The sequence below is a fragment of the Streptomyces sp. CB02058 genome (assembly GCF_001905505.1).
Lineage (GTDB): Bacteria > Actinomycetota > Actinomycetes > Streptomycetales > Streptomycetaceae > Streptomyces.
Genome location: NZ_LIPG01000007.1, coordinates 132,836 through 154,872, shown reverse-complemented (window position 1 = coordinate 154,872; position 22,037 = coordinate 132,836). Strand labels below are relative to the sequence as shown.

General features: G+C 70.6%; 22 protein-coding genes, 1 tRNA gene and 1 pseudogene. 11 read left to right on the top strand and 13 right to left on the bottom strand.

Translation table 11 applies throughout. The annotated features are described in order from the left end of the window. Positions 1–13: 13 nt before the first annotated feature. Entirely contained in the window at positions 14–2,059 is a 2,046-nt protein-coding gene (locus AMK10_RS31555) for a bifunctional rhamnulose-1-phosphate aldolase/short-chain dehydrogenase (RefSeq protein ID WP_073752267.1), read from the bottom strand. Between the two features lie 69 nt (positions 2,060–2,128). After that, positions 2,129–3,295 carry an L-rhamnose isomerase gene (gene rhaI, locus AMK10_RS31550; RefSeq protein WP_073752888.1) on the bottom strand — a complete coding sequence of 389 codons (1,167 nt, stop codon included), beginning with the start codon at positions 3,293–3,295 and terminating at the stop codon, positions 2,129–2,131. Positions 3,296–3,507: 212 nt separating this feature from the next. Between rhaI and AMK10_RS31545 the strand changes: the two genes are divergently transcribed. After that, on the top strand, positions 3,508–4,266 hold the full coding sequence (locus AMK10_RS31545; protein WP_073752265.1) for an ArsR/SmtB family transcription factor: 759 nt from the start codon (positions 3,508–3,510) through the stop codon (positions 4,264–4,266). Between the two features lie 73 nt (positions 4,267–4,339). Here AMK10_RS31545 and AMK10_RS31540 read toward each other — a convergent pair whose 3' ends face one another. Together AMK10_RS31540 and AMK10_RS31535 are read right to left on the bottom strand one after the other, a co-directional pair. Further along, positions 4,340–4,567: a hypothetical protein gene (locus AMK10_RS31540; RefSeq protein ID WP_073752262.1), complete on the bottom strand. Its 228-nt coding sequence runs from the start codon at positions 4,565–4,567 to the stop codon at positions 4,340–4,342. Between the two features lie 107 nt (positions 4,568–4,674). Next, positions 4,675–5,154, bottom strand: coding sequence for a hypothetical protein (locus AMK10_RS31535; RefSeq protein ID WP_073752260.1), 480 nt, complete (start codon positions 5,152–5,154; stop codon positions 4,675–4,677). A 130-nt stretch (positions 5,155–5,284) separates the two neighbouring features. On the opposite strand from AMK10_RS31535, the gene AMK10_RS31530 reads away from it, so the two are divergent. Further along, complete coding sequence (locus AMK10_RS31530) at positions 5,285–6,145, top strand: pentapeptide repeat-containing protein (protein WP_073752258.1); 861 nt, start codon at positions 5,285–5,287, stop codon at positions 6,143–6,145. Positions 6,146–6,188: 43 nt separating this feature from the next. Here AMK10_RS31530 and AMK10_RS31525 read toward each other — a convergent pair whose 3' ends face one another. Then, a complete protein-coding gene (locus AMK10_RS31525) occupies positions 6,189–6,734 on the bottom strand; it encodes an SRPBCC family protein (protein WP_073752256.1) in 546 nt (181 codons plus the stop codon). Between the two features lie 145 nt (positions 6,735–6,879). Here AMK10_RS31525 and AMK10_RS31520 point away from each other — a divergent pair, with 145 nt between their 5' ends. Continuing rightward, entirely contained in the window at positions 6,880–8,232 is a 1,353-nt protein-coding gene (locus tag AMK10_RS31520; RefSeq protein ID WP_073752254.1) for a radical SAM protein, read from the top strand. Between the two features lie 60 nt (positions 8,233–8,292). Here AMK10_RS31520 and AMK10_RS38625 read toward each other — a convergent pair. Then, positions 8,293–8,414 (bottom strand): annotated as a pseudogene (locus tag AMK10_RS38625) (NADP oxidoreductase); the annotation flags it as partial. A gap of 100 nt (positions 8,415–8,514) precedes the next feature. Between AMK10_RS38625 and AMK10_RS31510 the strand changes: the two are divergent. The 3 genes from AMK10_RS31510 to AMK10_RS31500 all read left to right on the top strand — a co-directional run bounded on the left by AMK10_RS31510 (position 8,515) and on the right by AMK10_RS31500 (position 11,337). Then, positions 8,515–9,066 carry a glycoside hydrolase family 25 protein gene (locus AMK10_RS31510; RefSeq protein WP_073752886.1) on the top strand — a complete coding sequence of 184 codons (552 nt, stop codon included), beginning with the start codon at positions 8,515–8,517 and terminating at the stop codon, positions 9,064–9,066. 162 nt (positions 9,067–9,228) lie between these two features. After that, positions 9,229–10,959, top strand: coding sequence for an aa3-type cytochrome oxidase subunit I (gene ctaD, locus AMK10_RS31505; protein WP_073752252.1), 1,731 nt, complete (start codon positions 9,229–9,231; stop codon positions 10,957–10,959). Between the two features lie 36 nt (positions 10,960–10,995). Beyond that, entirely contained in the window at positions 10,996–11,337 is a 342-nt protein-coding gene (locus tag AMK10_RS31500; protein ID WP_073752250.1) for a hypothetical protein, read from the top strand. A gap of 97 nt (positions 11,338–11,434) precedes the next feature. On the opposite strand, the gene AMK10_RS31495 is transcribed toward AMK10_RS31500, so the two are convergent. The 3 genes from AMK10_RS31495 to AMK10_RS31485 form a co-directional block, all read right to left on the bottom strand. Then, positions 11,435–13,264 (bottom strand): FUSC family protein, encoded by a 1,830-nt coding sequence (locus AMK10_RS31495; RefSeq protein ID WP_382568159.1) that lies wholly within the window; start codon positions 13,262–13,264, stop codon positions 11,435–11,437. 142 nt (positions 13,265–13,406) lie between these two features. Then, the gene (locus AMK10_RS31490; RefSeq protein ID WP_073752246.1) at positions 13,407–14,999 is read right to left on the bottom strand and encodes a sigma-70 family RNA polymerase sigma factor; all 1,593 of its coding nucleotides are present in this window, start codon (positions 14,997–14,999) and stop codon (positions 13,407–13,409) included. A gap of 212 nt (positions 15,000–15,211) precedes the next feature. Continuing rightward, on the bottom strand, positions 15,212–15,406 hold the full coding sequence (locus AMK10_RS31485) for an antitoxin (protein ID WP_073752244.1): 195 nt from the start codon (positions 15,404–15,406) through the stop codon (positions 15,212–15,214). Positions 15,407–15,720: 314 nt separating this feature from the next. Between AMK10_RS31485 and AMK10_RS31480 the strand changes: the two genes are divergently transcribed. Next, entirely contained in the window at positions 15,721–16,527 is an 807-nt protein-coding gene (locus AMK10_RS31480) for an SAM-dependent methyltransferase (protein ID WP_073752242.1), read from the top strand. 34 nt (positions 16,528–16,561) lie between these two features. Further along, the gene (locus tag AMK10_RS31475) at positions 16,562–17,851 is read left to right on the top strand and encodes an FAD-binding protein (protein ID WP_073752240.1); all 1,290 of its coding nucleotides are present in this window, start codon (positions 16,562–16,564) and stop codon (positions 17,849–17,851) included. 13 nt (positions 17,852–17,864) lie between these two features. On the opposite strand, the gene AMK10_RS31470 is transcribed toward AMK10_RS31475, so the two are convergent. The 3 genes from AMK10_RS31470 to AMK10_RS31460 form a co-directional block, all read right to left on the bottom strand. Further along, on the bottom strand, positions 17,865–18,854 hold the full coding sequence (locus AMK10_RS31470) for an MASE1 domain-containing protein (protein ID WP_073752238.1): 990 nt from the start codon (positions 18,852–18,854) through the stop codon (positions 17,865–17,867). Positions 18,855–18,915: 61 nt separating this feature from the next. Then, positions 18,916–19,749: a PP2C family protein-serine/threonine phosphatase gene (locus tag AMK10_RS31465; RefSeq protein ID WP_073752236.1), complete on the bottom strand. Its 834-nt coding sequence runs from the start codon at positions 19,747–19,749 to the stop codon at positions 18,916–18,918. A 75-nt stretch (positions 19,750–19,824) separates the two neighbouring features. Next, positions 19,825–20,304 carry a MarR family winged helix-turn-helix transcriptional regulator gene (locus AMK10_RS31460; protein WP_073752233.1) on the bottom strand — a complete coding sequence of 160 codons (480 nt, stop codon included), beginning with the start codon at positions 20,302–20,304 and terminating at the stop codon, positions 19,825–19,827. Between the two features lie 111 nt (positions 20,305–20,415). On the opposite strand from AMK10_RS31460, the gene AMK10_RS31455 reads away from it, so the two are divergent. Beyond that, positions 20,416–20,826: an organic hydroperoxide resistance protein gene (locus AMK10_RS31455; protein ID WP_073752231.1), complete on the top strand. Its 411-nt coding sequence runs from the start codon at positions 20,416–20,418 to the stop codon at positions 20,824–20,826. Between the two features lie 72 nt (positions 20,827–20,898). Here the strand turns inward: AMK10_RS31455 and AMK10_RS31450 are convergent. Further along, positions 20,899–20,971, bottom strand: a tRNA-Trp gene (locus tag AMK10_RS31450). A gap of 161 nt (positions 20,972–21,132) precedes the next feature. On the opposite strand from AMK10_RS31450, the gene AMK10_RS37850 reads away from it, so the two are divergent. Together AMK10_RS37850 and AMK10_RS31445 are read left to right on the top strand one after the other, a co-directional pair. Further along, positions 21,133–21,294, top strand: a complete 162-nt coding sequence (locus tag AMK10_RS37850; protein WP_198959834.1) for a hypothetical protein — start codon at positions 21,133–21,135, stop codon at positions 21,292–21,294. A gap of 77 nt (positions 21,295–21,371) precedes the next feature. Continuing rightward, positions 21,372–22,019 (top strand): SGNH/GDSL hydrolase family protein, encoded by a 648-nt coding sequence (locus AMK10_RS31445; RefSeq protein ID WP_073752229.1) that lies wholly within the window; start codon positions 21,372–21,374, stop codon positions 22,017–22,019. Positions 22,020–22,037 lie beyond the last annotated feature (18 nt).

Below are 22,037 nucleotides of genomic sequence, written 5' to 3'. Positions count from 1 at the left end.
CGGTGACACTCGGTCAGCGAAGGAAGGCCGCCGCCACGCCGGCGTCGACGGGGATGTGGAGTCCGGTGGTGTGGGTGAGCTCCCCACCGGTCAGCGCGAAGACGGCATTGGCGACATGCTCGGGGAGCACCTCGCGCTTGAGGATCGTGCGCTGGGCGTAGAACTCGCCGAGCTTCTCCTCCTCGATGCCGTACGTCGCGGCGCGCTGCGCGCCCCACCCGGCGGCGAAGATCCCCGAACCACGCACCACCCCGTCCGGGTTGACCCCGTTGACCCGGATGCCGTGCTCGCCCAGCTCGGCCGCCAGCAGCCGCACCTGGTGCGCCTGGTCCGCCTTGGTGGCCGAGTACGCGATGTTGTTCGGGCCGGCGAACACGGCGTTCTTGGAGACGATGTAGATGATGTCGCCCCCCAGACCCTGCGCCCGCATCACCCGCGCCGACTCCCGGGACACCAGGAACGAGCCGCGCGCCATGATGTCGTGCTGGAGGTCCCAGTCCTTGGCCGTGGTCTCCAGCAGCGGCTTGGAGATGGAGATGCCGGCGTTGTTCACGACCAGGTCCACACCGCCGAAGGCGAGGGACGCGGCCTTGAACGCCTCGGCGATCTGCTCCTCGGACGTGACGTCGACGGTCACCGCGACGGCCTTGTCGGGCCCGCCGAGCTGCTCGGCCACGGCGGCCGCGTTCCCGGCGTCGAGGTCGGCGACCACGACACACGCGCCCTCCGCGACGAGCCGGTGCGCGATGGCCTTGCCGATCCCCGACCCCGCGCCGGTGACCAGCGCGACCCGGGTGGCGAGCGCCTTCGGCTTCGGCATCCGGCGGAGCTTCGCCTCCTCCAGCTCCCAGTACTCGATGCGGAACTTCTCGGACTCCTCGATCGGCGCGTACGTGGAGACGGCCTCGGCGCCGCGCATCACATTGATGGCGTTGAGGTAGAACTCCCCGGCGACCCGAGCGGTCTGCTTGTCCTTGCCGAACGAGAACATGCCGACACCGGGCACCAGCACGATCGCCGGGTCCGCGCCGCGCATCGCGGGAGAGTCGGGGGCCGCGTGGCGCTCGTAGTACGCGCGGTACGCCTCGCGGTACTCCTCGTGGAGCACCTGGAGCCGGGCCACCGCCTCCTCGAGCGGTGCGTCCGCCGGCAGGTCGAGAACCAGCGGGCTGACCTTCGTACGGAGGAAGTGGTCGGGACAGGACGTGCCGAGAGCGGCGAGGCGCGGGTGCTCCGCGCGCGAGAGGAAGTCCAGCACGGGCGCCGCGTCCGTGAAGTGCCCCACCTGAGGGCGGTCGGTGGACGCGATCCCGCGGATCACCGGAGCCAGGGCCGCGGCCCGCTCCCGTCGCGCGGCGGGGTCCAGCGCCTCCCGGCCGGGGAGCACCGGGCCGAACGGCTCGGCCTTGCCGCGCTCCTCCAGGAACGTCTCGGCGGTACGGATCATCCAGAGGGCGTTGCGCTCGCACTCCTCGGACGTGTCGCCCCAGGCCGTGATGCCGTGACCGCCCAGGATCACACCCACGGCCTGCGGGTTCGCCTCCTTGACGGCCGCGATGTCCAGGCCGAGCTGGAAGCCCGGGCGGCGCCAGCCCACCCAGGCCACCTTGTCACCGAAGCACTCGGCGGTCAGCTTCTCGCCGTCGGCGGCGCACGCCAGCGCGATCCCGGAGTCCGGGTGCAGGTGGTCGACGTGCGCGGCCTCGACCAGCGCGTGCATAGCGGTGTCGATGGACGGGGCCGCGCCCCCCTTGCCGTGCAGGCAGTAGTCGAACGCCGAGACCATCTCGTCCTCGCGCTCCACCCCCGGATACACGTCCTTGAGCGCGCGCACCCGGTCCAGCCGGAGCACGGCGAGACCGGCCTCGGTCAGCGTGCCGAGGTCGCCTCCCGAGCCCTTGACCCAGAGCAGCTCGGCCTCGCCACCGGTGACCGGGTCGGTCCCGTCGCCCTTGGCCGACGCGTTGCCGCCTGCGTAGTTGGTGTTGCGGGGGTCGGAGCCGATCCGGTGGGCGCGCTCCAGGAGCGCGGCGACTTCGGCGTGCGGGGCGGACGTCATGAGGGTTCCTTCGGGAAGAGAGTGGGGACGGGCGGGTGCTGCTGGAGTGCGGAGGCGGGGGAGCGGGGCTCAGGCGCCCCAGCCGGCCTGCTCCCCACCGACGCGGTCGGCGGCGATGCGCTCCTGGTTGCCGGAGGCGAGATAGGCCGCGAACGGGTCGGCCGCCAGACCGAGCTCCTCGCGCACCTCGGCGAGGAGCGGGCGCACGTCCGTGTTGAACGCGTCCATCAGCACTCCGTTGGAGGCGAGGACATCACCGCAGCGCTGCGCCTCGGCCAGAGCCTCGGCGTCGATCAGCAGCGCCTTCGCGGTCGCTTCCTGGACATTGGTGACCGAGCGGATCACCGCCGGGATCTTGGCCTCGATGTTGTGGCACTGGTCGAGCATGAAGTTGACGTTGGTCTCGGTCTTCAGGCCGCCGTTCTTGGCCACCTCGTGCATGATCCGGAACAGCTGGAACGGGTCGGCGGCGCCCGCCATCAGGTCGTCGTCCGCGTAGAAGCGGGAGTTGAAGTCGAACGCGCCGAGCTTCCCCTCGCGCAGCAGGAACGCCACGATGAACTCGATGTTGGTGCCCGGCGCGTGGTGACCGGTGTCCACGACGACCTGTGCCTTCGGCCCGAGCTTGAGGCAGTGGGCGTAGGCCGTGCCCCAGTCCGGGACATCGGTGGTGTAGAAGGCGGGCTCGAAGAGCTTGTACTCCAGCAGCATCCGCTGGTCGTCGCCGAGGCGCGCGTAGACCTCGCCGAGCGCCTCGGCCAGCCGGTCCTGGCGCCCAGCGATGTCGTCCTGGCCGGGGTAGTTGGTGCCGTCCGAGAACCACAGCTTGAGATCGGGCGACCCGGTGGCGTCCATGATGTCGACGCACTCGAGCAGGTGGTCGACCGCCTTGCGCCGGACCTTGGGGTCCGGGTGCGTGACCGAGCCCAGCTTGAAGTCGTCGTCCTGGAAGACGTTGGAGTTGATGGCACCGATCCGCAGCCCGAGTTCCTCGGCGTGGCGGGTCAGCGCGGCGTAGTCCTCGACCCTGTCCCACGGAATGTGCAGCGACACCTTGGGGGCCACCCCGGTGTACGCGTTCACCTGCGCGGCGTCCGCCAGTTTCTCGAACGGATCACGGGGAACCCCGGGCTGGGCGAAGACCTTGAAGCGGGTCCCGGAGTTGCCGTAACCCCAGGACGGCGTCTCGATGACCTGAGACTTCAGAGCTGCCTTGACGGCCGACACATCAGACATGAACACCTCGTAAGCAGAGTCATCCGGCGACCGGTCAGGATCGGGATGTGAATCGTTTCATCCGGAACGTACGCTAGGTTTGCGCGGTGCTGCCAGTCAAGCAGCTCGTCAGGTTTCTTATTGACTTGAATCAATTCATCCGCCCTGATGAGGGGCTTCCGGGCGGCTTGCGAACATTGACAGGTGACCAAAAGGTCACATATTTTGGACATATGGACGCGGTGTTCAAAGCTCTGGCGGACCCGACGCGGCGCAGCCTTCTCGACGAGCTCTTCCGCGAGGACGGGCAGACACTGAGTGCGCTGGAGGCCCGCTTCGACATCACGCGGTTCGCGGTGATGAAGCACCTCAAGCTGCTGGAGGCCGCGGGCCTGGTCGTCACGCGACGGCGGGGGCGGGAGAAGCTCCACTTCCTGAACCCGGTGCCCATCCGGCTCGTCCACGACCGGTGGGTGAGCAAGTACGCGGAGCCCTGGGCCGCGGGGCTCAGCGACCTCAAGAGCCGACTGGAGAATGCCATGGAGAAGGTCTTCGAGATCTACATCCGCACGACTCCCGAGCGCCTCTGGGAGGCGATCACCGATCCCGACATCAGAAGCAAGTACAACTTCGGCGCCCGCGTCGTCTCCGACTGGACGGAGGGCTCACGCTTCGAGATGGGGCCCGCCGGCGCTCCCGGCATGCTCGGCGAGGGCCGGAACCTGGAGGTCGACCCACCGCGCAGACTCGTACAGACCATGGTGGCCCTCTGGAGCGACGAGGTGAGGAGCGAGGGCCCGACCCGCATCACGTGGGAGATCGAGCCCATCGGCGACTCCTGCCGGCTGACCGTCACCCACGACGAACTGCGCGAGGGCGCGAACGAGGAGCTGTACGGCGGCTGGCCGATGATCCTCTCCGGCCTCAAGACCTGGCTCGAGACGGGCGAGCTCCTCACCACGCCCGGCTCGCTCATGTACACCGGCAGGTAGTGCGCCGCCCGCCGCGGTGGGCGCCTCAGCGGGGCGACCGGCCCCTGGTGCGGCGCCCACCGCGATCGGGAGATCAGTGACCGGAGCCGCTCAGGCTCGGCTGGAGCTGACGTACGAGAGCGAAGAACCGGTCCTCGTTGCCCGAGAGTCCGGCGCTCCGCAACGCCTCATCGGCCTCCTGGATCGGGGAGGCCAGCAGCGGCATGTAGAGCGGGCCGTCCGCCGGGTCGGCGAGCGCGGCACGCGTGGCCGCCAGTAAACGGACGTACGCCTGGGCCGCGGCGATTTCTGCTTGGTGCATCTCAGCATCTCCCGGTCAGAGGTGTCGGACCGTCAAGCATCCCTCATGGGTCTGACAACGCCCCTCCGACGGTGCGGAGGAAGGCGCGGAGAAGGTACGGGGACGGCTCAGGAACGCTCCCCGGACGGCGGTTCGACCTCGATGTACCGGCGCCGGCGAGGCCCGCGGTAGAGCAGGGCCGTCCAGCCCAGTCTCCGCAGCGCCGCCACACACCCCGTCAGGGCCTCCTCCTCGTCATGGACGGCACCGCTGCCCGGGGGACCGGCCCACTCGACCCGGACCGAACCGGGAGCCTCACCCGCGCACACCCGGTACCCGGTGGCTGTACGCTCCCCGGACGGGCCCACGGCCGACGCGGGTATGCCCGACGCTTCCAGCGAAAGCGCCACGGCCCGCACCGGGCGGTGCAGCTCCCACGGCGCCGGCGCACCCTCGGGATCCGCGCGCTCCGCACGGGTGAGCCTCCTGATCTGGAGCATCCCCTCGAAGGCGGTCCGCACCTCTCCGGCCCGGCCGCCCGGTGGCCGGGAGTCCGCCGGGCCGTCCCCGGTCGCGGGCTCGAAGCCGCTCTCCCCCGCAGTGCCCACGCCCTGCCCCCTTCACCGGTGTCCGATCCTGTGCCCAGTGTGCGCCCACCCACCGACAACGGCCGCAACCGCCGGTCCCGGTACAGCGATAGGCTCGGCGAGCACCGCAGACAACGGAGGAACCGCGCACGTGTCCGACGACCACCCGAAGGCCCTGCCCGTCACCGACCGTGCCGCCCTGCGAGCCGACTGCGCGAACTGCTTCGGGCTGTGCTGCGTGGCCCTGACGCTCACCGTCTCGGCGGACTTCGCGATCGACAAGGCCGCGGGTACCCCCTGCCCCAATCTGGCGGACGACTTCCGCTGCGGGATACACACCCGGCTGCGACCGGAAGGCTTCTCCGGCTGCACCGTGTACGACTGTTTCGGCGCGGGCCAGAAGGTCTCCCAGGAGACCTACGGGGGCCAGGACTGGCGCTCGGCCCCGGAGACCGCCCAGGAGATGTTCCACGTCTTCCCCGTGATGCGCCAGCTCCACGAACTGCTCGCGTACCTCACCGAGGCGCTCACCCTGCCGGCAGCCGCACCCCTCGCCGCCGAACTCCGCGACGCCCTCGACAGCACGGAACGCCTCACGCACCGCCCTTCCCGGGAACTCGCGGAGCTGGACGTGTCCGCACACCGGGACGCGGTGGCACCGCTGTTGCTGCGCGCCGCCGAACTGGAACGGGCCACCGTCCCCCGGCGCGGGAAGCGCCGCCACCGGGGTGCCGACCTCATGGGGGCCCGGCTCGCCGGTGCCGACCTGCGCGGAGCCGGACTGCGCGGCGCCTACCTCATCGCGGCCGACCTGCGCGGCGCCGACCTGCGCCGCGCCGAGCTCATCGGCGCGGACCTCCGGGACGCGGACCTGTCAGGCGCCGACCTCACCGGGGCGCTCTACCTCACCCAGGCCCAGATCAACGCGGCGAAGGGCGACGCGGCGACCCGGCTGCCGCCCGCCCTGGCCCGGCCGTCGCACTGGGGCCCGGCCGGACCCGCGTCACGCTGAACGCGGCGCCCTCGCCCGCGTACTCCTCGTACCCTGCCCACGCTCACCCACGGCCGGCGTCGCCCTGCTCGCGGCCGGCCGGCCGAGGGCCGTCCTGCTCCAGCGCCGCCTTGAGACGCTCCAGGGTCGTGCGGATGTTCCCCCGCTGGAACTCCGCGAACGTATGCCCGCGCGTCGCCACCCGGTCGAAGGCGTTGGCCAGCGGATCGGGCCACGCCCGCCGGTTGTCCGTCCAGGTCTCCGTGACCCGGGTGCCCCCCTCGACCTCCTCGAAGCGGTAATCCCACAGGGCGATGGCCCCGGGCAGCACGGGACGCCGGACCCCTATCGCGTGCACGCGGAAGGCGAACCGGAGGCCCGGATCCGCGGCCGTCACCGTGCACCTGGTCGTCCAGCGGAAGGCGCCACGCCTGTTGCGGCCCTCGAAGACCATGCCGGCATGAGCGCTCCGGCGCTCCCCGAGCACCCTGGCGCCGAGGTTCTCCGGGCTCCAGCGGCCCATCGCGGTGGGGTCGCTCAGTGCTTCGTACACGGCCGAAGGGGCCGCATGGATCAGAATGCTGTCCGACACCGACATGGTGCGGGGCATGGGCGGTACTCCTCGTCCTCTGCCGCCCCGGCGCCTGACGGAACCCCGGACGGATCGTGTGCGAACGGCCTGCGATGCTGGTTCGTTGGACAGTGTGTCGTACACGCGATCGTGCTCAGAGCACCGGACCCCCAGGAGCCCGCACATGCCAAGCCCCACTCAGCCCGGCCATACCCGCACCGCCGCGATGACCGGTGAGCGGACGCGTCTGGTCGAGGAGCTCATGGAGCGGTTCCCGCATGTGCCGAGAGAGGCGGTCCTCAAGGAGGACCTGTTGCGGGGCGGGATGGCCTTCGACGAGTCCGCGCTCAGCGACAACGAACACGGGGACATCAAGCCGAAGTCGTACTTCATCTTCTCCTTCGACCACGGCACCCTGCCCGAACTCGGAGCCGCCGCCCTGCGCAGGCCGCCCGAGGAGATCGTGCTCACCGGCGGGCCCTACGACCTGCGTCGCACCGTCGTGTCGGTACGGGTCAACCCCGCCTCGCCGTACCGGGTCGCGGCGGACGCCGACGGTGTTCTCGGGCTGTACCTCGACGGGAAACGCATCTCGGACGTGGGTCTGCCCCCGATGCCGGACTACTACCGCCACACGCTGGAGAACGGCAAGTCCGTCATGGAGGTGGCACCCACCATCCAGTGGGGCTATCTGATCTACCTCACCGTCTTCCGGGTCTGCCAGTACTTCGGCGCCAAGGAGGAGTGCCAGTACTGCGACATCAACCACAACTGGCGCCAGCACAAGGCGGCGGGCCGCCCCTACACCGGCGTGAAGGACGTCGACGAGGTCCTGGAGGCACTGGAGATCATCGACCGCTACGACACGGCGAAGACCACGTCGGCCTACACGCTCACCGGCGGCGCCATCACCTCCAAGCTCCAGGGCAAGGACGAGGCGGACTTCTACGGGAGCTACGCCAAGGCCATCGAGGAGCGGTTCCCCGGCCGGTGGACCGGCAAGGTCGTCGCCCAGGCGCTCCCCAAGGACGACGTCCAGCGCTTCCACGACTACGGCGTGAAGATCTACCACCCCAACTACGAGGTGTGGGACCGCCGCCTGTTCGAGCTCTACTGCCCCGGCAAGGAACGCTACGTCGGCCGGGACGAGTGGCACCGCCGCATCCTGGACTCCGCCGAGGTCTTCGGCGCCCGGAACGTGATTCCCAACTTCGTCGCAGGAGTGGAGATGGCCGAGCCCTTCGGCTTCGGGACCGTCGACGAGGCCATCGCCTCGACCACCGAGGGACTGCGCTTCTTCATGTCGCACGGCATCACCCCGCGCTTCACCACCTGGTGCCCCGAGCCCACCACACCCCTCGGAAAGACCAACCCCGACGGTGCGCCGCTGGAGTACCACATCAGGCTGCTCGATGCCTACCGCTCGACCATGGAGGAGTACGGCCTCTCCTCGCCCCCCGGATACGGTCCCGCGGGGCCGGGCCGTGCCGTGTTCTCCGTGAGTTCCTTCATGGACAGCCTCCCGCCGGAGAGGTGAGCCCGCGGCCGGACCCCCGGGCCGCGCAGGTTATGGCCCAGGGGTCCTTCGCGCGTTCGCTCAGGCGCGCCATTCGGCGGTGCGCTCCGGCGAGGCCTCGGCCAGTGCCTTCGCGATGACGTCGGCGGCACCCCGGTTCCCCTAGACCGGAGTGCCGGCTGCTGCCGCCACGACTCGTCGAGGCGAATCGGTTCCGCAGCCGAGCGGCGGATGGGATCGCTCCGGGTGGGCACGCATGGAGGAGATAAGCGGAATCGCGATGCCCATTTGGAGGCGGTGCCCGTGCTGCACGGCGTCGATGTCAGCTCCTACCAGACCGACTTCGATACGGACGGACTGGATTTCGTCTTCGTCAAGTCCACCGAGGGCCGTTCCTACGTCAATCCGAAACTCAACGGCCAGGTGAAACGCGCCAGGGACGCCGGGTGCGTCGTCGGCTTCTACCACTTCCTGTGGCCGGGTCATGCCAAGGAGCAGGCGGCGCACTTCGTCGACAGGACGCCGGAGCGCGCGGGCGACCTGCTGGCCGTCGACTGGGAACGGACCGGTGACGGGACCCGGGCGAGCAGTGCGGACAAGGACCGGTTCATCCACGAGGTGAAACGGCTGAGGCCCGGTCACCGCGTCCTGCTGTACTGCAACCGCTCCTTCTGGCTCACCCACGACACGACCTCGTACGCCGGGGACGGACTCTGGATCGCCGACTACGGAAAGGCGGGAAAGCCGAGGATCGAGGCGGACTGGAGAATTCACCAGTACACCGACGATCCGCTCGACAAGGACGTGGCCGACTTTCCCTCGCGGGAGGCGATGAAAGCCTGGGCCGAGGCCTGAGAGCCGTACCCGCGTCAACACCGGCATTACGGCGATCGGCCAATGGAGTGCCCTTTGCCAGCCACCGGTGCAGTGCGCATCGAGATGACCTGCGGTACCGCCGCGGGGAGTCCATTCTGGTCGCCGAGTCCGCAACCGGCCGTCGACCGAAGGAGTGCCGCAGTGACGACGAGGGGCCCCTCAGTATCGGTGGAAGCCGATGCCGCCTACCAGGACGAACTGCCTGTGCGGCGTCGGCAGCCGGGGAACGTGGTCATCAGGTGGCTCACCACCACCGACCACAAGACGATCGGCACGCTGTATCTGATCACCTCGTTCGCCTTCTTCATCGTCGGCGGTGTCCTGGCGCTCGTGATGCGTGCCGAGCTGGCGCGCCCGGGTGACCAGCTGATCTCGAACGAGCAGTTCAACCAGGCGTTCACGATGCACGGCACGATCATGCTGCTGATGTTCGCGACGCCGCTGTTCGCCGGATTCGCGAACTGGATCATGCCACTGCAGATCGGCGCGCCCGACGTGGCGTTCCCGCGGCTGAACATGCTGGCGTACTGGCTGTACCTCTTCGGCTCGCTCATCGCGGTGGCCGGCTTCCTCACCCCGCAGGGCGCGGCCGACTTCGGCTGGTTCGCCTACTCCCCGCTCACCGACAGCGTCCGTTCACCGGGCATCGGCGCCGACATGTGGATCATGGGTCTGGCCTTCTCGGGCTTCGGCACGATCCTCGGCTCGGTCAACTTCATCACCACGATCATCTGCATGCGCGCCCCCGGCATGACGATGTTCCGCATGCCGATCTTCGTGTGGAACGTCCTGCTGACCGGTGTCCTGGTCCTGCTGGCCTTCCCGGTGCTGGCCGCCGCGCTGCTCGCGCTCGAGGCGGACCGCAAATTCGGCGCGCACATCTTCGATCCGGCCAACGGTGGCGCTCTGCTCTGGCAGCACCTCTTCTGGTTCTTCGGGCACCCCGAGGTGTACATCATCGCGCTGCCGTTCTTCGGAATCGTCTCCGAGATCATTCCGGTGTTCAGTCGCAAGCCCATCTTCGGCTACATCGGCCTGATCGCCGCTACGATCGCCATCGCCGGTCTCTCGGCCACGGTGTGGGCGCACCACATGTATGTGACCGGCGGTGTGCTGCTGCCGTTCTTCTCCTTCATGACATTCCTCATCGCGGTGCCCACCGGTGTGAAGTTCTTCAACTGGATCGGCACGATGTGGAAGGGCTCGCTGTCTCTGGAAACGCCCATGCTCTGGTCCGTCGGATTCCTGGTCACGTTCCTCTTCGGAGGACTGACCGGTGTGCTCCTCGCGTCGCCGCCGCTGGACTTCCACGTGTCCGACTCGTACTTCGTGGTCGCGCACTTCCACTACGTCGTCTTCGGCACCGTGGTCTTCGCGATGTTCGCCGGATTCCACTTCTGGTGGCCGAAGTTCACCGGCAAGATGCTGGACGAACGGCTGGGGAAGATGACGTTCTGGACGCTGTTCCTCGGGTTCCACGGAACGTTTCTCGTGCAGCACTGGCTCGGAGCCGAAGGAATGCCGCGTCGTTACGCGGACTACCTCGCGGCCGACGGGTTCACCGCGCTGAACACGATCTCGACGATCTCCTCGTTCGTGCTCGGTCTGTCGATGCTGCCGTTCCTCTACAACGTCTGGAAGACCGCGAAGTACGGCCGGACGATCACGGTCGACGACCCCTGGGGCTACGGACGCTCCCTCGAATGGGCGACATCCTGCCCGCCGCCCCGGCACAACTTCCTGACGCTCCCGCGCATCCGCTCCGAGTCACCGGCGTTCGACCTGCACTATCCCTCGATCCGCGCACTCGAGGAAGCGGCGAACCGCCCCCATGAGTCCGCCACCGTGGCCCCCGGGGACAAGCAGGCCTAGGAAGCCGGGACATCGGCCCGAGGAGAGGAGGAGCTGGTGAAGCCGGACAAGGAGAGCGCCCGGGGCCTCGCCCAGGTGGAGGGCTACCTGCTCTGGAACGCCGAGGTCGAACAGGCCCGCCGCGAGGCCCGGCTCTTCACCGAGGCGCTGCCCTGGCTCACCACCGCGCAGCGTGACGACGTCGAGCGGGTCTACGTGACGGACAGGGTGGCCGTGTGCAGGGAGACGCTCACGAGGATCGCAGGACGTGCCACGGAGCTCCGGGGTGAGTACACCGCCCGCTACGACCGGCTCAGGGCCCGCTGCGTGGCGGTGTCCGTCCTCGCCGTGGGCATCACGGGCGGCACCTGCGCCGCGCTGACGCTCATCAGCCGCTGACGACGGCCGTCGGCCGCCCCGGACCCTGGTCCGGGGCGGCCGACGGCCGTACGCATGCCGCGTACACACACCGGCACCCCGGGCGTGGCCACACGCGTCAGCGTGCCGGCACCGCCCACGCCCGGTCGAGCTCCGACAGCTGCGCCGCGAGCAGTTCGGCGTGCGCCGGGGGCAGTTCCGCGGCGCGGTGGTCCAGCTGGACGGCGCACGCCGTCGTGGTGTCGATGAGCCGCTCCAGGGCGCCGGCGACACCGTCGGAACCCGCGGAGTGCCGGGCGACCGCGGGGAGTTCGGCCGCGGACAGGTCGATCGCCGTACGAGCGGCCGCCAGCGAACGGTAGGCCTCGCGGCGCAGCGCGCCCCGTCCGGTGTGGTCCTGGGGGGCGTTCAGGACATGTCCGAGATACCGGTGGGCCGCCCCCACCGCGGTGTCGAGAGCGGCCCGCACGGTGTTCCCGCGCCGGCCGGGCAGCGGGAGGTGCCCGACGAGCAGCACCGTCGCACAGGCGAGGAGCGACTCCACCACGCGCCGCCAGGACGCCGGAGGCTCACCGCCCAGCATCACCAGCGACAGCACCAGCACGGTGACCACCGCCGTCTGCATCGCGAAGTGACGGGTGGCGACCGGAAGAAGCGCACCGCAGAGCGCCACCGCGGCGAACAGCGGCCACGGCCCCGACACCATCAGCGCCAGCACACCGAACACCGCGGCGCCCACGACGGTACCCGCCGCACGGCACAGCACCCGCGAGACGAGCGGCCCGAGATCGGGCTTCACGAGGAACACGGTGGTGGCGGGCAGCCAGTACCAGTGGTCGTGGTGCAGCCACTGCGCCACGACCGTACTCGTCGCACAGCACAACGCGACCCGCAGACCGTACTCACGCCCCGCAGCGCCCCACGCACGCCGGAGCACCACGACGGGTGAGCCCCGCTTCCGCGCGCCCTGAGGCGCCCCGGAAGGGCGGTCGAAGACCGAAGCGGCCCGCAGCAGGGCGTCGTCCAGAGCCCGCAGCCCGGCGTCCGTACGCGCCGGAGCCGGCAGAGGCCCGCAGGACCCGCCCGTGCGCACCGCGTCCGCCAGCCTGCCGGGGCCCTCCGCGACCCGGGCGGGCAGCGGTTCCCCGGCCCAGGCCAGTGCGGTCGCGGCCTCGGCGAGCGGGAACGCCGCCGCGTACTGCGCGTGGAGCCGGCGCTCGGCCTTGGAGCTCGCACGGCGCCGCAGCCTCGGCCCCGCCAGCGCGTCCTGCGCCTGGTCGAGCGCGGCGCTCAGGGCCGCGCGCTCGGCGCGGGCGTGCGGGCCACCGGTCGCGCGCAGGAGCCGGGCCACCGCCTCGTACACCGCCGCGACCGCCTGCCGTTCCCCGTCCAGCCGGTACGGGCCGCCTCCCCTGCGGCTGTCGGACGGCAGGAGCAGGCGCAGCAGGAGCAGCCAGCCGGCCCCGGCCAGGAAGAGCAGGGCGCGCACCGGGCCGGGTTCGGGGAGCGGCATGCCGGCCCCGATCACCACCGTGACCATCACCTGCGTGCCGCACGCCGAGGCCACGGGCCCCGTGGAGCTGACCGCGCCGGCGACCAGGCCGAGCAGCCCGAACAGGAGCGGCAGGACGACCAGGGACCGGCCGCCCCCCACCGCCGAGGCGATCATCGTGCCGAGCAGCAGACCGGCCGAGCCCGCCAGTGCCGGAACTCCCAGGCGTGTGACCGAGGCGCGGCGGCTTCCGGGCCGGTCGTTGATCCCGGCGAGCATGGCACCGAGGGCGGCCGGGACGCCGGCGGTCGGCCGCTCGGCCAGTACGGCCACGAGCAGCGGTACGGCGGCGAGCGCCCCGCGCAGCACCGCGTTCCAGGGGACCGGTCCGCGCTGGGCCCGCAGTACATGGCCGAGCCACGGGGGAAGTCGGGTGGCGAGAGGAGAAAGGGGCACCGGGCTCCTGTCCGCGAGGGGATGGCGTCGTGTCGCCGGCGGACGCCTTCGGCCTGGGCGCGAACCCAGCGTAACTCCCTCAGGTGGAGCGGGTGCTAACCACCGGTTTCCGATATGTGACACGGCGGCAGGAGCCGGTGTGTCACAGCGCGGCGCCGAAGACCTGCGTCCACACGGGACCGCCCGACGAGTCCTCCTTGCCCACGCCGATCTCCTTGAAGGCGCAGTTGAGGATGTTCGCCCGGTGGCCGGAACTGTTCATCCAGGAGTCCATCACCGCGGCGGCCGTCTGCTGGCCCTTCGCGATGTTCTCGCCGTACGTGCTCCACCGGTACCCGGCGGCGGTGATACGCGCACCGGGATCCGTGCCGTCCGGCGAGGTGTGCGAGAAGTAGTCCCGCGCCACCATGTCGGCGGAATGACGGGAAGCGGCGGTCGTCAGAAGGCTGTTGGAGCTCACCGGCCCGCAGCCCTCCTTCGCCCGCTCGGTGTTGACCAGGGAGATGACCTGCTCGGCCACCGACGGCGCCGACGGGGGCTTCGGCGCGGCCGGCGGTTTCGAGGACGGGGTGCGCGGTGCCGGAGCCTTCTCGGGAGTCGCGGAGGCGGTCCGGCTCCTGGACGGGGACGGAGAAGCGGTCCGCGACGGCGAGGGAGAGGCCGACGAGGGCGTGGGGGAGGGGGTGGGCGAGGCCGACGGCGACGACGGGGTGGTCACCGGTGCGGACGGACCCTTGAGCGGGGTGATCGCCGTCGCCGGGTCCTCGCCCGCGTCGTCCGTGTAGAGGTGCACGGCGGTCCCGCCGCCTCCCAGGGCCGCGACCGCGACGAGTCCGGCGACGACCGTGGTGCGGCGCCGCCGCCGGGCGCTGTCCCGCCGGCGGGCGGCACGTCCGTGGGCGGACACGCCGTCGGCCGGCAGGTAAGCGGCGGGCAGGAGGTCGGCCGCCTCCGTCATGGGGCCCCCGGCGGACGCGGCCACGGGGACGAGTGCGAGCCCCACCAGCAGGCCCTCCGCGGGGACCAGGCCCGACCGGTGCCCCGCGCACACCGTGCACTCCCGAGCATGGCGGACCAGGCGTTTGCGCCAGAGCGCGGACGGCATCCCGTCCCAGCCGGTCGTCAGATCGGAGAGCAGGACACACGGTGGCTCCGCCGCCAGAGCACGTACCACCACCCGGGCGGCCTCCAGCCGCTCCTTCATCCGCTGGACGCGCACCGCGGTGTGCTGCGGCGAGAGGTCGAGAGCGCTCGCCACCTCCGCCCGGGACAACTGCCCCGCGGTCTCCAGCCACCACAGCGAGACCAGCTCGCGGTCGTCGTCGTCCAGCCACCGGGTGGCCTCGGCCGCCTCGCGGCGCTGACCCGTCAGACCGAGCCGGACGATGGTCAGCTCCACGAAGTCCGCCGCCGGATCGACGACGTCGTACGCGACCGCCATCGGGTCCGCCGATATCTCCCCGGTCCGCCGCTCACGCAGGTGCCCGCGTATCTCGTTCATGGTGATGGCCACGAACCACGACCGGAAGCTCTTCGGGGTACGCAGGGAGGGCAGGCCGCGGAGCATGCGCAGCACGCTCTCCTGGACCACGTCGTCCACGTCGGCGTGGCCGTTCAGCGCGCGGCCGACGATGTTGTAGACCAACGGCAGGTAGGACGCCACGAGCCGGTCCTGCGCCTCGGGGTCGCCCTTCTGCGCGGCCTTGATCAACGCGGTCTCGCGTGCCTCGCCCATGCTGTGCTCACTCTTCCGGGGTCCTGTTCCGTCACTTCCCACACTCGGGAGACGCTGTGCGGCGGGGACAATAACAGGAATCCGGTCAGGTGCTCGATATCCGGTCCCGGATCCGAACACACCGGACGCCGGAGCCGACGGCGGTCACATGGGCCGCCGTCGGCTCCGGCGCACCGGCAGGGGAGCGCCGCGCGAAGGGCCGGCGCCCCGGGTCAGGCGTGGGGCGGGTTGTCCCGGTCGCGGTCCGAGCCGAGCTGCTGCTTGAGCTTGTCCTGGCCGGTGTCGACGTGCTTGCTGTACTTGCCCTGGGTCCGGTCGTCGACCATGTCACCGGCCTTGTCGACGCCCTTTCCGGCCTGGTCCTCGTGGCCCTTGAGCATCTTCTTGATCTTGTCCAGCGCGGACATGGCAGATCCTCCTCGCTCGGCTTCCCCCGCCCATCAAGGGTCACCGCACATCGCCCGGTCCGCATCCGCGCGGAACGCCGGGCGGTCCGCAGGGGCCCCTACGTGTGAACAGCGGCTGGCTGGGCAGATACCGGATGACCAGGGAGGTGGTGGCCGTGGGCCGCATCCGGATCGTCCGCCGACCGCAGCCCCCCACGGGGCCGCCCCCGCTCGACCTGAGAACCCCGTCCGGGCGACCTCTGCCCTACTGACAGCTCCTGATGCCCGCGAGTCCCTGCCGGCCTCGCGGGCGCGGGGCGTGTGAGGCTCCCGACATGAGTGATCAGCCACAGCCGCCGCAGGACCGGCTGCGTACGGACGTCCCGCACTCCGCGCGCGTCTGGAACTACCTGCTCGGCGGCAAGGACAACTACCCCGCCGATGTCGAGGCGGGCGAGATGATCCTCACGGCCTTCCCCGACATCGCCGGCATCGCCCGCGACCAGCGGGCCTTCCTCGCCCGCGCGGTGCGCTTCCTGGCAGCCGAGGCCGGAATCCGGCAGTTCCTCGACATCGGCACCGGACTCCCCACGGCCGACAACACCCACGAGGTCGCCCAGCGGACGGCACCGGAGTCCCGGATCGTCTACGTCGACAACGACCCTCTCGTCCTGACACACGCTCGTGCGCTGCTCACCAGCACCCCGCAGGGCGCCTGCGCCTACATCGACGCGGATGTACGCGACACCGGCCGGATCCTCGCGGAGGCCGCCCGGACCCTCGACTTCGACCGGCCCATCGGCCTCACCCTGCTCGGCATCATGGGGCAGCTGCCCGACGAGGAGGACCCTTGGGCCCTGGTCACCCGGCTGCTCGCGGCGCTCCCGCCCGGGAGCCATCTGGCCCTGGCCGACGGCACGGACACCAGCGACACCCTGAACCGCGCGATCGAGGTGTACAACGCGAACTCCGCCAGCTCCTACCACCTGCGGAGTCCTGAGGGGATCGCGACGTTCTTCGACGGCCTGGAGCCGGTCGAGCCGGGCGTGGTCGCCCTGTCGGACTGGCGGCCGGAGCCCGGCCGGAGCGGGCAGGGCACACAGCCCAGCCACGCGGTCGGCGGTGTGGGCCGCAAGCCCTGAGACGGCGGCCCGGCGGAGCGTAAGCTCCGGAGACATGATCGACCATTCCGCGCACGCCCCTTACGCCCGCCGGACGAACTGGGCCGGCAACATCACCTTCGGCGCGAAGCAGCTGCACACACCCGCTTCGGTCGCCGAGCTCCAGGAGCTCGTGGCGGCAGGGACGACCGTACGGGCACTGGGCACCGGCCACTCCTTCAACACCGTCGCCGACACCAGCGGCTCCCTCATATCCGTCGCGGGCCTGCCCCGGTCCATCGAGATCGACCGGGAAGCCCGGACGGCGACGGTCAGCGCCGGTCTGCGCTTCGGAGAGCTGACGGACACGCTGCACCGCGCCGGCTTCGCGCTGCACAACATGGGCTCGCTGCCGCACATCTCGGTGGCCGGGGCCTGCGCCACCGGCACCCACGGTTCGGGCGTCGGCAACCGCTCCCTGGCCGGTGCCGTCCGGGCCCTGGAGCTCGTCACCGCAGACGGCGGCCTGGTGACCCTGCGACGGGGCGAGCCGGACTTCGACGGTGCGGTGGTCTCCCTGGGCGCCCTGGGAGTGGTGACCCGCCTCACCCTGGACCTCGTACCCGCGTTCGACGTCCAGCAGTGGGTGTACGAGGCATTCCCGCAGGACCGGCTGCTCGCCCGGTTCGACGAGGTGATGTCCGAGGCGTACAGCGTGAGCCTCTTCACCGGCTGGCACGGCGGCCCGGTCGACCAGGTCTGGCTGAAGCGGAAGGTCGGCGACGACGGGCCCCGCACCGCCCCGGACCAGTGGCACGGTGCGACCCTCGCGTCCGGCCCGAGGCACCCCGTCCCCGGCGTGGCCGCCGAGCACTGCACCCGGCAGCAGGGCGTCCCCGGCCCCTGGTACGCGCGGCTCCCGCACTTCCGGCTCGAATTCACCCCGAGCAACGGCGACGAACTGCAGTCGGAGTACTTCGTCGCGCGGCACGACGCGGTGGCGGCCTACGAGGCACTGGACCGCGTCAGGGACCGGTTCGCACCGCTGCTCCAGATCGGCGAGATCCGGACCGTGGCCGGTGACGGCCTGTGGCTCAGTCCGGCGCAGGGGCGGGACTCCGTGGCCTTCCACTTCACCTGGGTACCGGACACCGCGGCCGTCACGCCTGCCCTCGGGGCCATCGAGGAGGCCCTCGCCCCGTTCGCCGCCAGGCCGCACTGGGGCAAGGTCTTCACCACCGGGCCCGGCGCGCTGCGGGAGCTGTACCCGCACTACACCGACTTCGAGGAGCTCACCGCCCGATTCGACCCCACCGGGACCTTCCGCAACGAGTTCCTGGCGCACCACTTCCCCCGTACCGCCTGACCTGCTGCGGAAATCAGCCGAGTCCGCTCCGCGGCCCGTCGGACCAGCCCCCCGACGACGGCCGCGGCGCGAGTTCCTCCACGAGGGCGGCCAGTTCCTCGCAGGCCACCTCCGTCTCATGACGGATGTTGTTGTGCTCGGTCACGATGGCCGCCAGCAGGAGCGCGGTGAGCGCGATGCAGCCGTTGAGGATGCTCAGGTTCACCATGACCTCGAGCACCGAGTGGTCCTCGAACGGTCCCACTCCGTCGGTTCCGGCGATGATCGCCATGACGGACATCAGGAGAGCGCACGGGGCACTGCCGGCCAACTGGAAACGCAGAGCGGCCCAGACCAGCACCGGGAAGAGGAGGTAGATCATCGACAGCGAGCTCCTGGTCGCGACGACGGTCACCGCCACCGCCACGACCGTCAGCGCCAGAGCCTCCGCCCAGCGGTCGTCCAGGCTCGGCATCCGCGCCCTGTGCAGGACGAGCAGCAGAGGGGTGACCATGAGTACGCCCATGGCGTCGCCCGCCCACCAGGCCGACCAGACCTGCCAGAACTGATCCGCCGGCAGGGAACCGCTCAGCAACTGCACGCCGGTGCCCGAGGTCGCACTGATGACCATGCCCCCCATCGCTCCGAGGAAGACCAGCATCACCCCGTCACGCAGGCGGTCCAGCTCGACACGGAACCCCACAGTGCGCAGTGCGAGATAGGAGCACAGCGGGGCCAGGGTGCTGCCCGCCGCTACGGCGGCACTCCAGAAGGTGAAGCTGTCGGCCAGCGACATGACCACGAGCACGGCCCCCAACGCGATCGCGGGCCAGATCCGGAGACCCAGGTAGAGGAAGGACGCCAGAGCGATGCCGGAGGGGGGCCAGAGCGGGGTGACGACCGCGCTCTCCACCGCCACCTGTCTGAGCAGGCCGAGTCGTCCGGATCCGTAATAGGCGGCGGTGATGGCCAGCATCTGCACGACGAACACGGCTCGGCGTCTGTTTCCCTCACTGCGGATCACGCATCTCATCAGACACCGCCCGCGACGGCAGGCCGTCGTGACACGCGCGGTGGGGGTCTCGCTATCCGGGGCCCGGGGAGCCGGCCCCATGGCGCAGGACGAGGACGGCCGCGTCGTCCTCGTGGCCCGTGAAGACCGCGGACTGGAGCACCAGGTCCGCCAGTTCCTCGGCGTCGGCTCCGGCGTGGGTGCTCACCAGGCGCCTCACCCGCTCCAGGCCGTCGTCGATGGACAGGGACGGCCCCTCGATGACGCCGTCGGTGAGCAGCACGAAGGCGCCGTTCACCCCCAGATCGCGCCGGGTCACGGGGTAGTGCTGACGGAGTGCGATGCCGAGGGGGAGTCCGCCGGCGTCCGCGGTGATGCCCGAGCGCCCGTCGGTGGTCGCCCATACGCACGCGACGTGACCGGCGCGGGCGCTCTGCAGCTCCCGCGTCCGGGGGTCGAGCCGGAGGAACGAACAGGTGGCGAAGAGGCTGGAGTCCATCGACAGGATCAGGTCGTTCGTGCGGCCCATGACCTCACCCGGATCGGCCGCCGAGCTGGCGATGGCGCGCATGGCTATCCGTATCTGGCCCATGAAGGCGGCGGCCTCCACGTCGTGTCCCTGCACGTCACCTATGGCGAGGCCGAGCGCACCGTCGGGCAGCAGGAAGCCGTCGTACCAGTCGCCTCCGATGTCCAGACCGTCGCGGGCCGGCGCGTAGCGAGCAGCGGTCTGCAGCCCCGGCAGAGCGGGGAGGGCGGCGGGCAGCATCTTGCGCTGCAGGGCCTGCGCCAGCTCGACGCGTGCCTGATGCAACTCCACTTCCTGCCTGGCACGGGCAGTCAGGTGCTGCAACGTGCTGAGCAGGTCCTCGGCACTCGCCGACCGGGGAGTTCGACGCCGGTTCATGGGCCGCTCCGCGTTGCGATAGTTCCTGCATCCTATTTCGGAGGTGAAACTCCTGCGAGCGCTGGGCCGCCCGGGTCAGCCGGCCCGGCCGAGGGACGCGGTCAGCCGCCCGAGAGTCGCCTGCAGGACGAGGATCTCCTCCACCGACAGGCCGGTGGCCCTGAGGATCGCCCGGGGCACGGGCAGGGCTCGCGCACGGAGGTCCGCTCCGGCATCCGTGAGATGCACGGTGACCGAACGTTCGTCCTCAGCGCTCCGCTCGCGTCTGACGAGTCCTGCAGTCTCCAGCCGTTTCAGCAGCGGCGAGAGCGTGCCGGAATCCAGGTGCAGCAGCTCGCCGATCGACTTGACCGGCAGGGGGCCGTGCTCCCACAGCACCATCATCGCCAGGTACTGCGGATAGGTGAGGCCCAGGTCCTTGAGCGCCTCCCGGTAGACGCCGCCGAAGGCGCGTGAGGCCGCCTGCAGGGAGAAACAGACCTGATGGTCCAGCCGCAGCAGCTCGGTGTCCGGCAGGTCCGTGAGGCCGGGGGTGGGGGGCGGAGGTGGCGTCATGGCTCCAGGATAGCCTGCCGCTCGTCATTTAGTTGTGTGCAATTGAATTGTGTGTCATTCTTTTGGGCGTGGCCGGCCCTCGGTCACCGTCGGACGAGATGAGGACATTCCATGGACGCGCTGTACACCGCCGCCGCCACCGCGAACGGCCGCGAAGGCCGGGCAGTGAGTTCGGACGGCCGGCTCGACCTCGCGCTCGCGATGCCGCCGGCCCTCGGGGGCAACGGCGAGGGCACCAACCCCGAGCAGCTCTTCGCCGCCGGATACGCAGCCTGTTTCGCCAGCGCCATGGGCGCGGTCGGCCGTCAGATGGAGATCGACACCAAGGATGTCGCCGTGACGGCCGAGGTCTCGATCGGCAAGGACGGCGACGGCTTCGGTCTCGCCGTCGTCATGCGGGTCGAGCTGCCCGAGGCGCTCGAGGGGGAGACCGGCAGGAAGCTCGTCGAGGCGACGCACGCGTACTGCCCCTACTCCAAGGCGACGCGCGGCAACATCGACGTCGAGCTCGTCGTCGAGTAGGGCGCTTAAGCGCCCCGCACGGGCACTCGGACACTCCGGTTCCCCACCCGCCCGGGTGGGGAACCGGTCCTGCAAGGGCGGCAGGAGTCGAACCTGCGGCATCCGGCTTTGGAGGCCGGCGCTCTGGCCTCTGAGCTACACCCCTTCGGTGTGAGCAGCCTGACAGCCGGGGTCGCCGCAGGCAACGCGTTTTCCGTGACGGTCGTCAATGCCCCGTACCGCCCGGAGGCGGCTTCCGGCGGGCGCGTACACTCGGCTCCCGTTTCCGCTGATTGGCGGGCATAACCGATCGATAGGCAGTTTCACGTGACTTCCGCAGAGACATCCGACGCGCCGATCTACGCCGGCCTGGTGGAGGAGCAGGGCGACGTTCCGGCCGAGGTGCGCCGCGTGGCCGAGGAGACCCTGCTGGAGGTGGAGCTCGCGCTCGACTTCAGCGCGGTGCACGCCGCCGCCGGCGCCCGCTAGCCGATCGGCCGGATCAAGTCGGGCTCCGTGGGAAGGATCATGGCGTCCCCCTGGTTACTCACCGTCCGGAGCCTCGCGTGACCGTCAGCCTGCACCGCTCAGCAACCGTCCTGTTCCAGGGCGACAGCATCACCGATGTGGGCCGCCTGGTGGAACCGGACGCACCGCTCGGCAACGGCTACGCGCGCATGGCGGCCGATCTCGTACGCGCCGCGCGGCCCGGCAGCGGCATCACCTTCGTCAACCGGGGCGTCGGCGGCGACCGCGTGGGCGATCTGCGGGCCCGCTGGCGCGAGGACGCCATGGACGTCGAACCGGACGTGGTGTCGGTTCTGATCGGGGTGAACGACACCTGGCGGCGCTACGACTCGGGTGACGTCACCTCGCCGGAGGCCTTCGAGGACGACTACCGCGCGATCCTCACGCAGGTGCGGGACGGCCTGGACGCCCAGCTGATCCTCATCGAGCCCTTCCTCGTACCCGTGAGGGACGAGCAGTGGGCCTGGCGAGAGGACCTCGACCCCCGGATTCAGACGGTCCGCAGGCTGGCCGAGGAGTTCGACGCGGCTTTGCTCGCGGCGGACGGCATGCTCAACCAGGCGGCGCGGGCCGCGGGCGGAGCCGAACACATCGCGGGTGACGGGGTCCACCCGACGCCGCTGGGGCACACGCTGCTGGCGGAGGCATGGGCCGCGCTGGCCGGAGTGGAGCACCCCGGCTCCTGAGGTACGGGAATCCTGGCC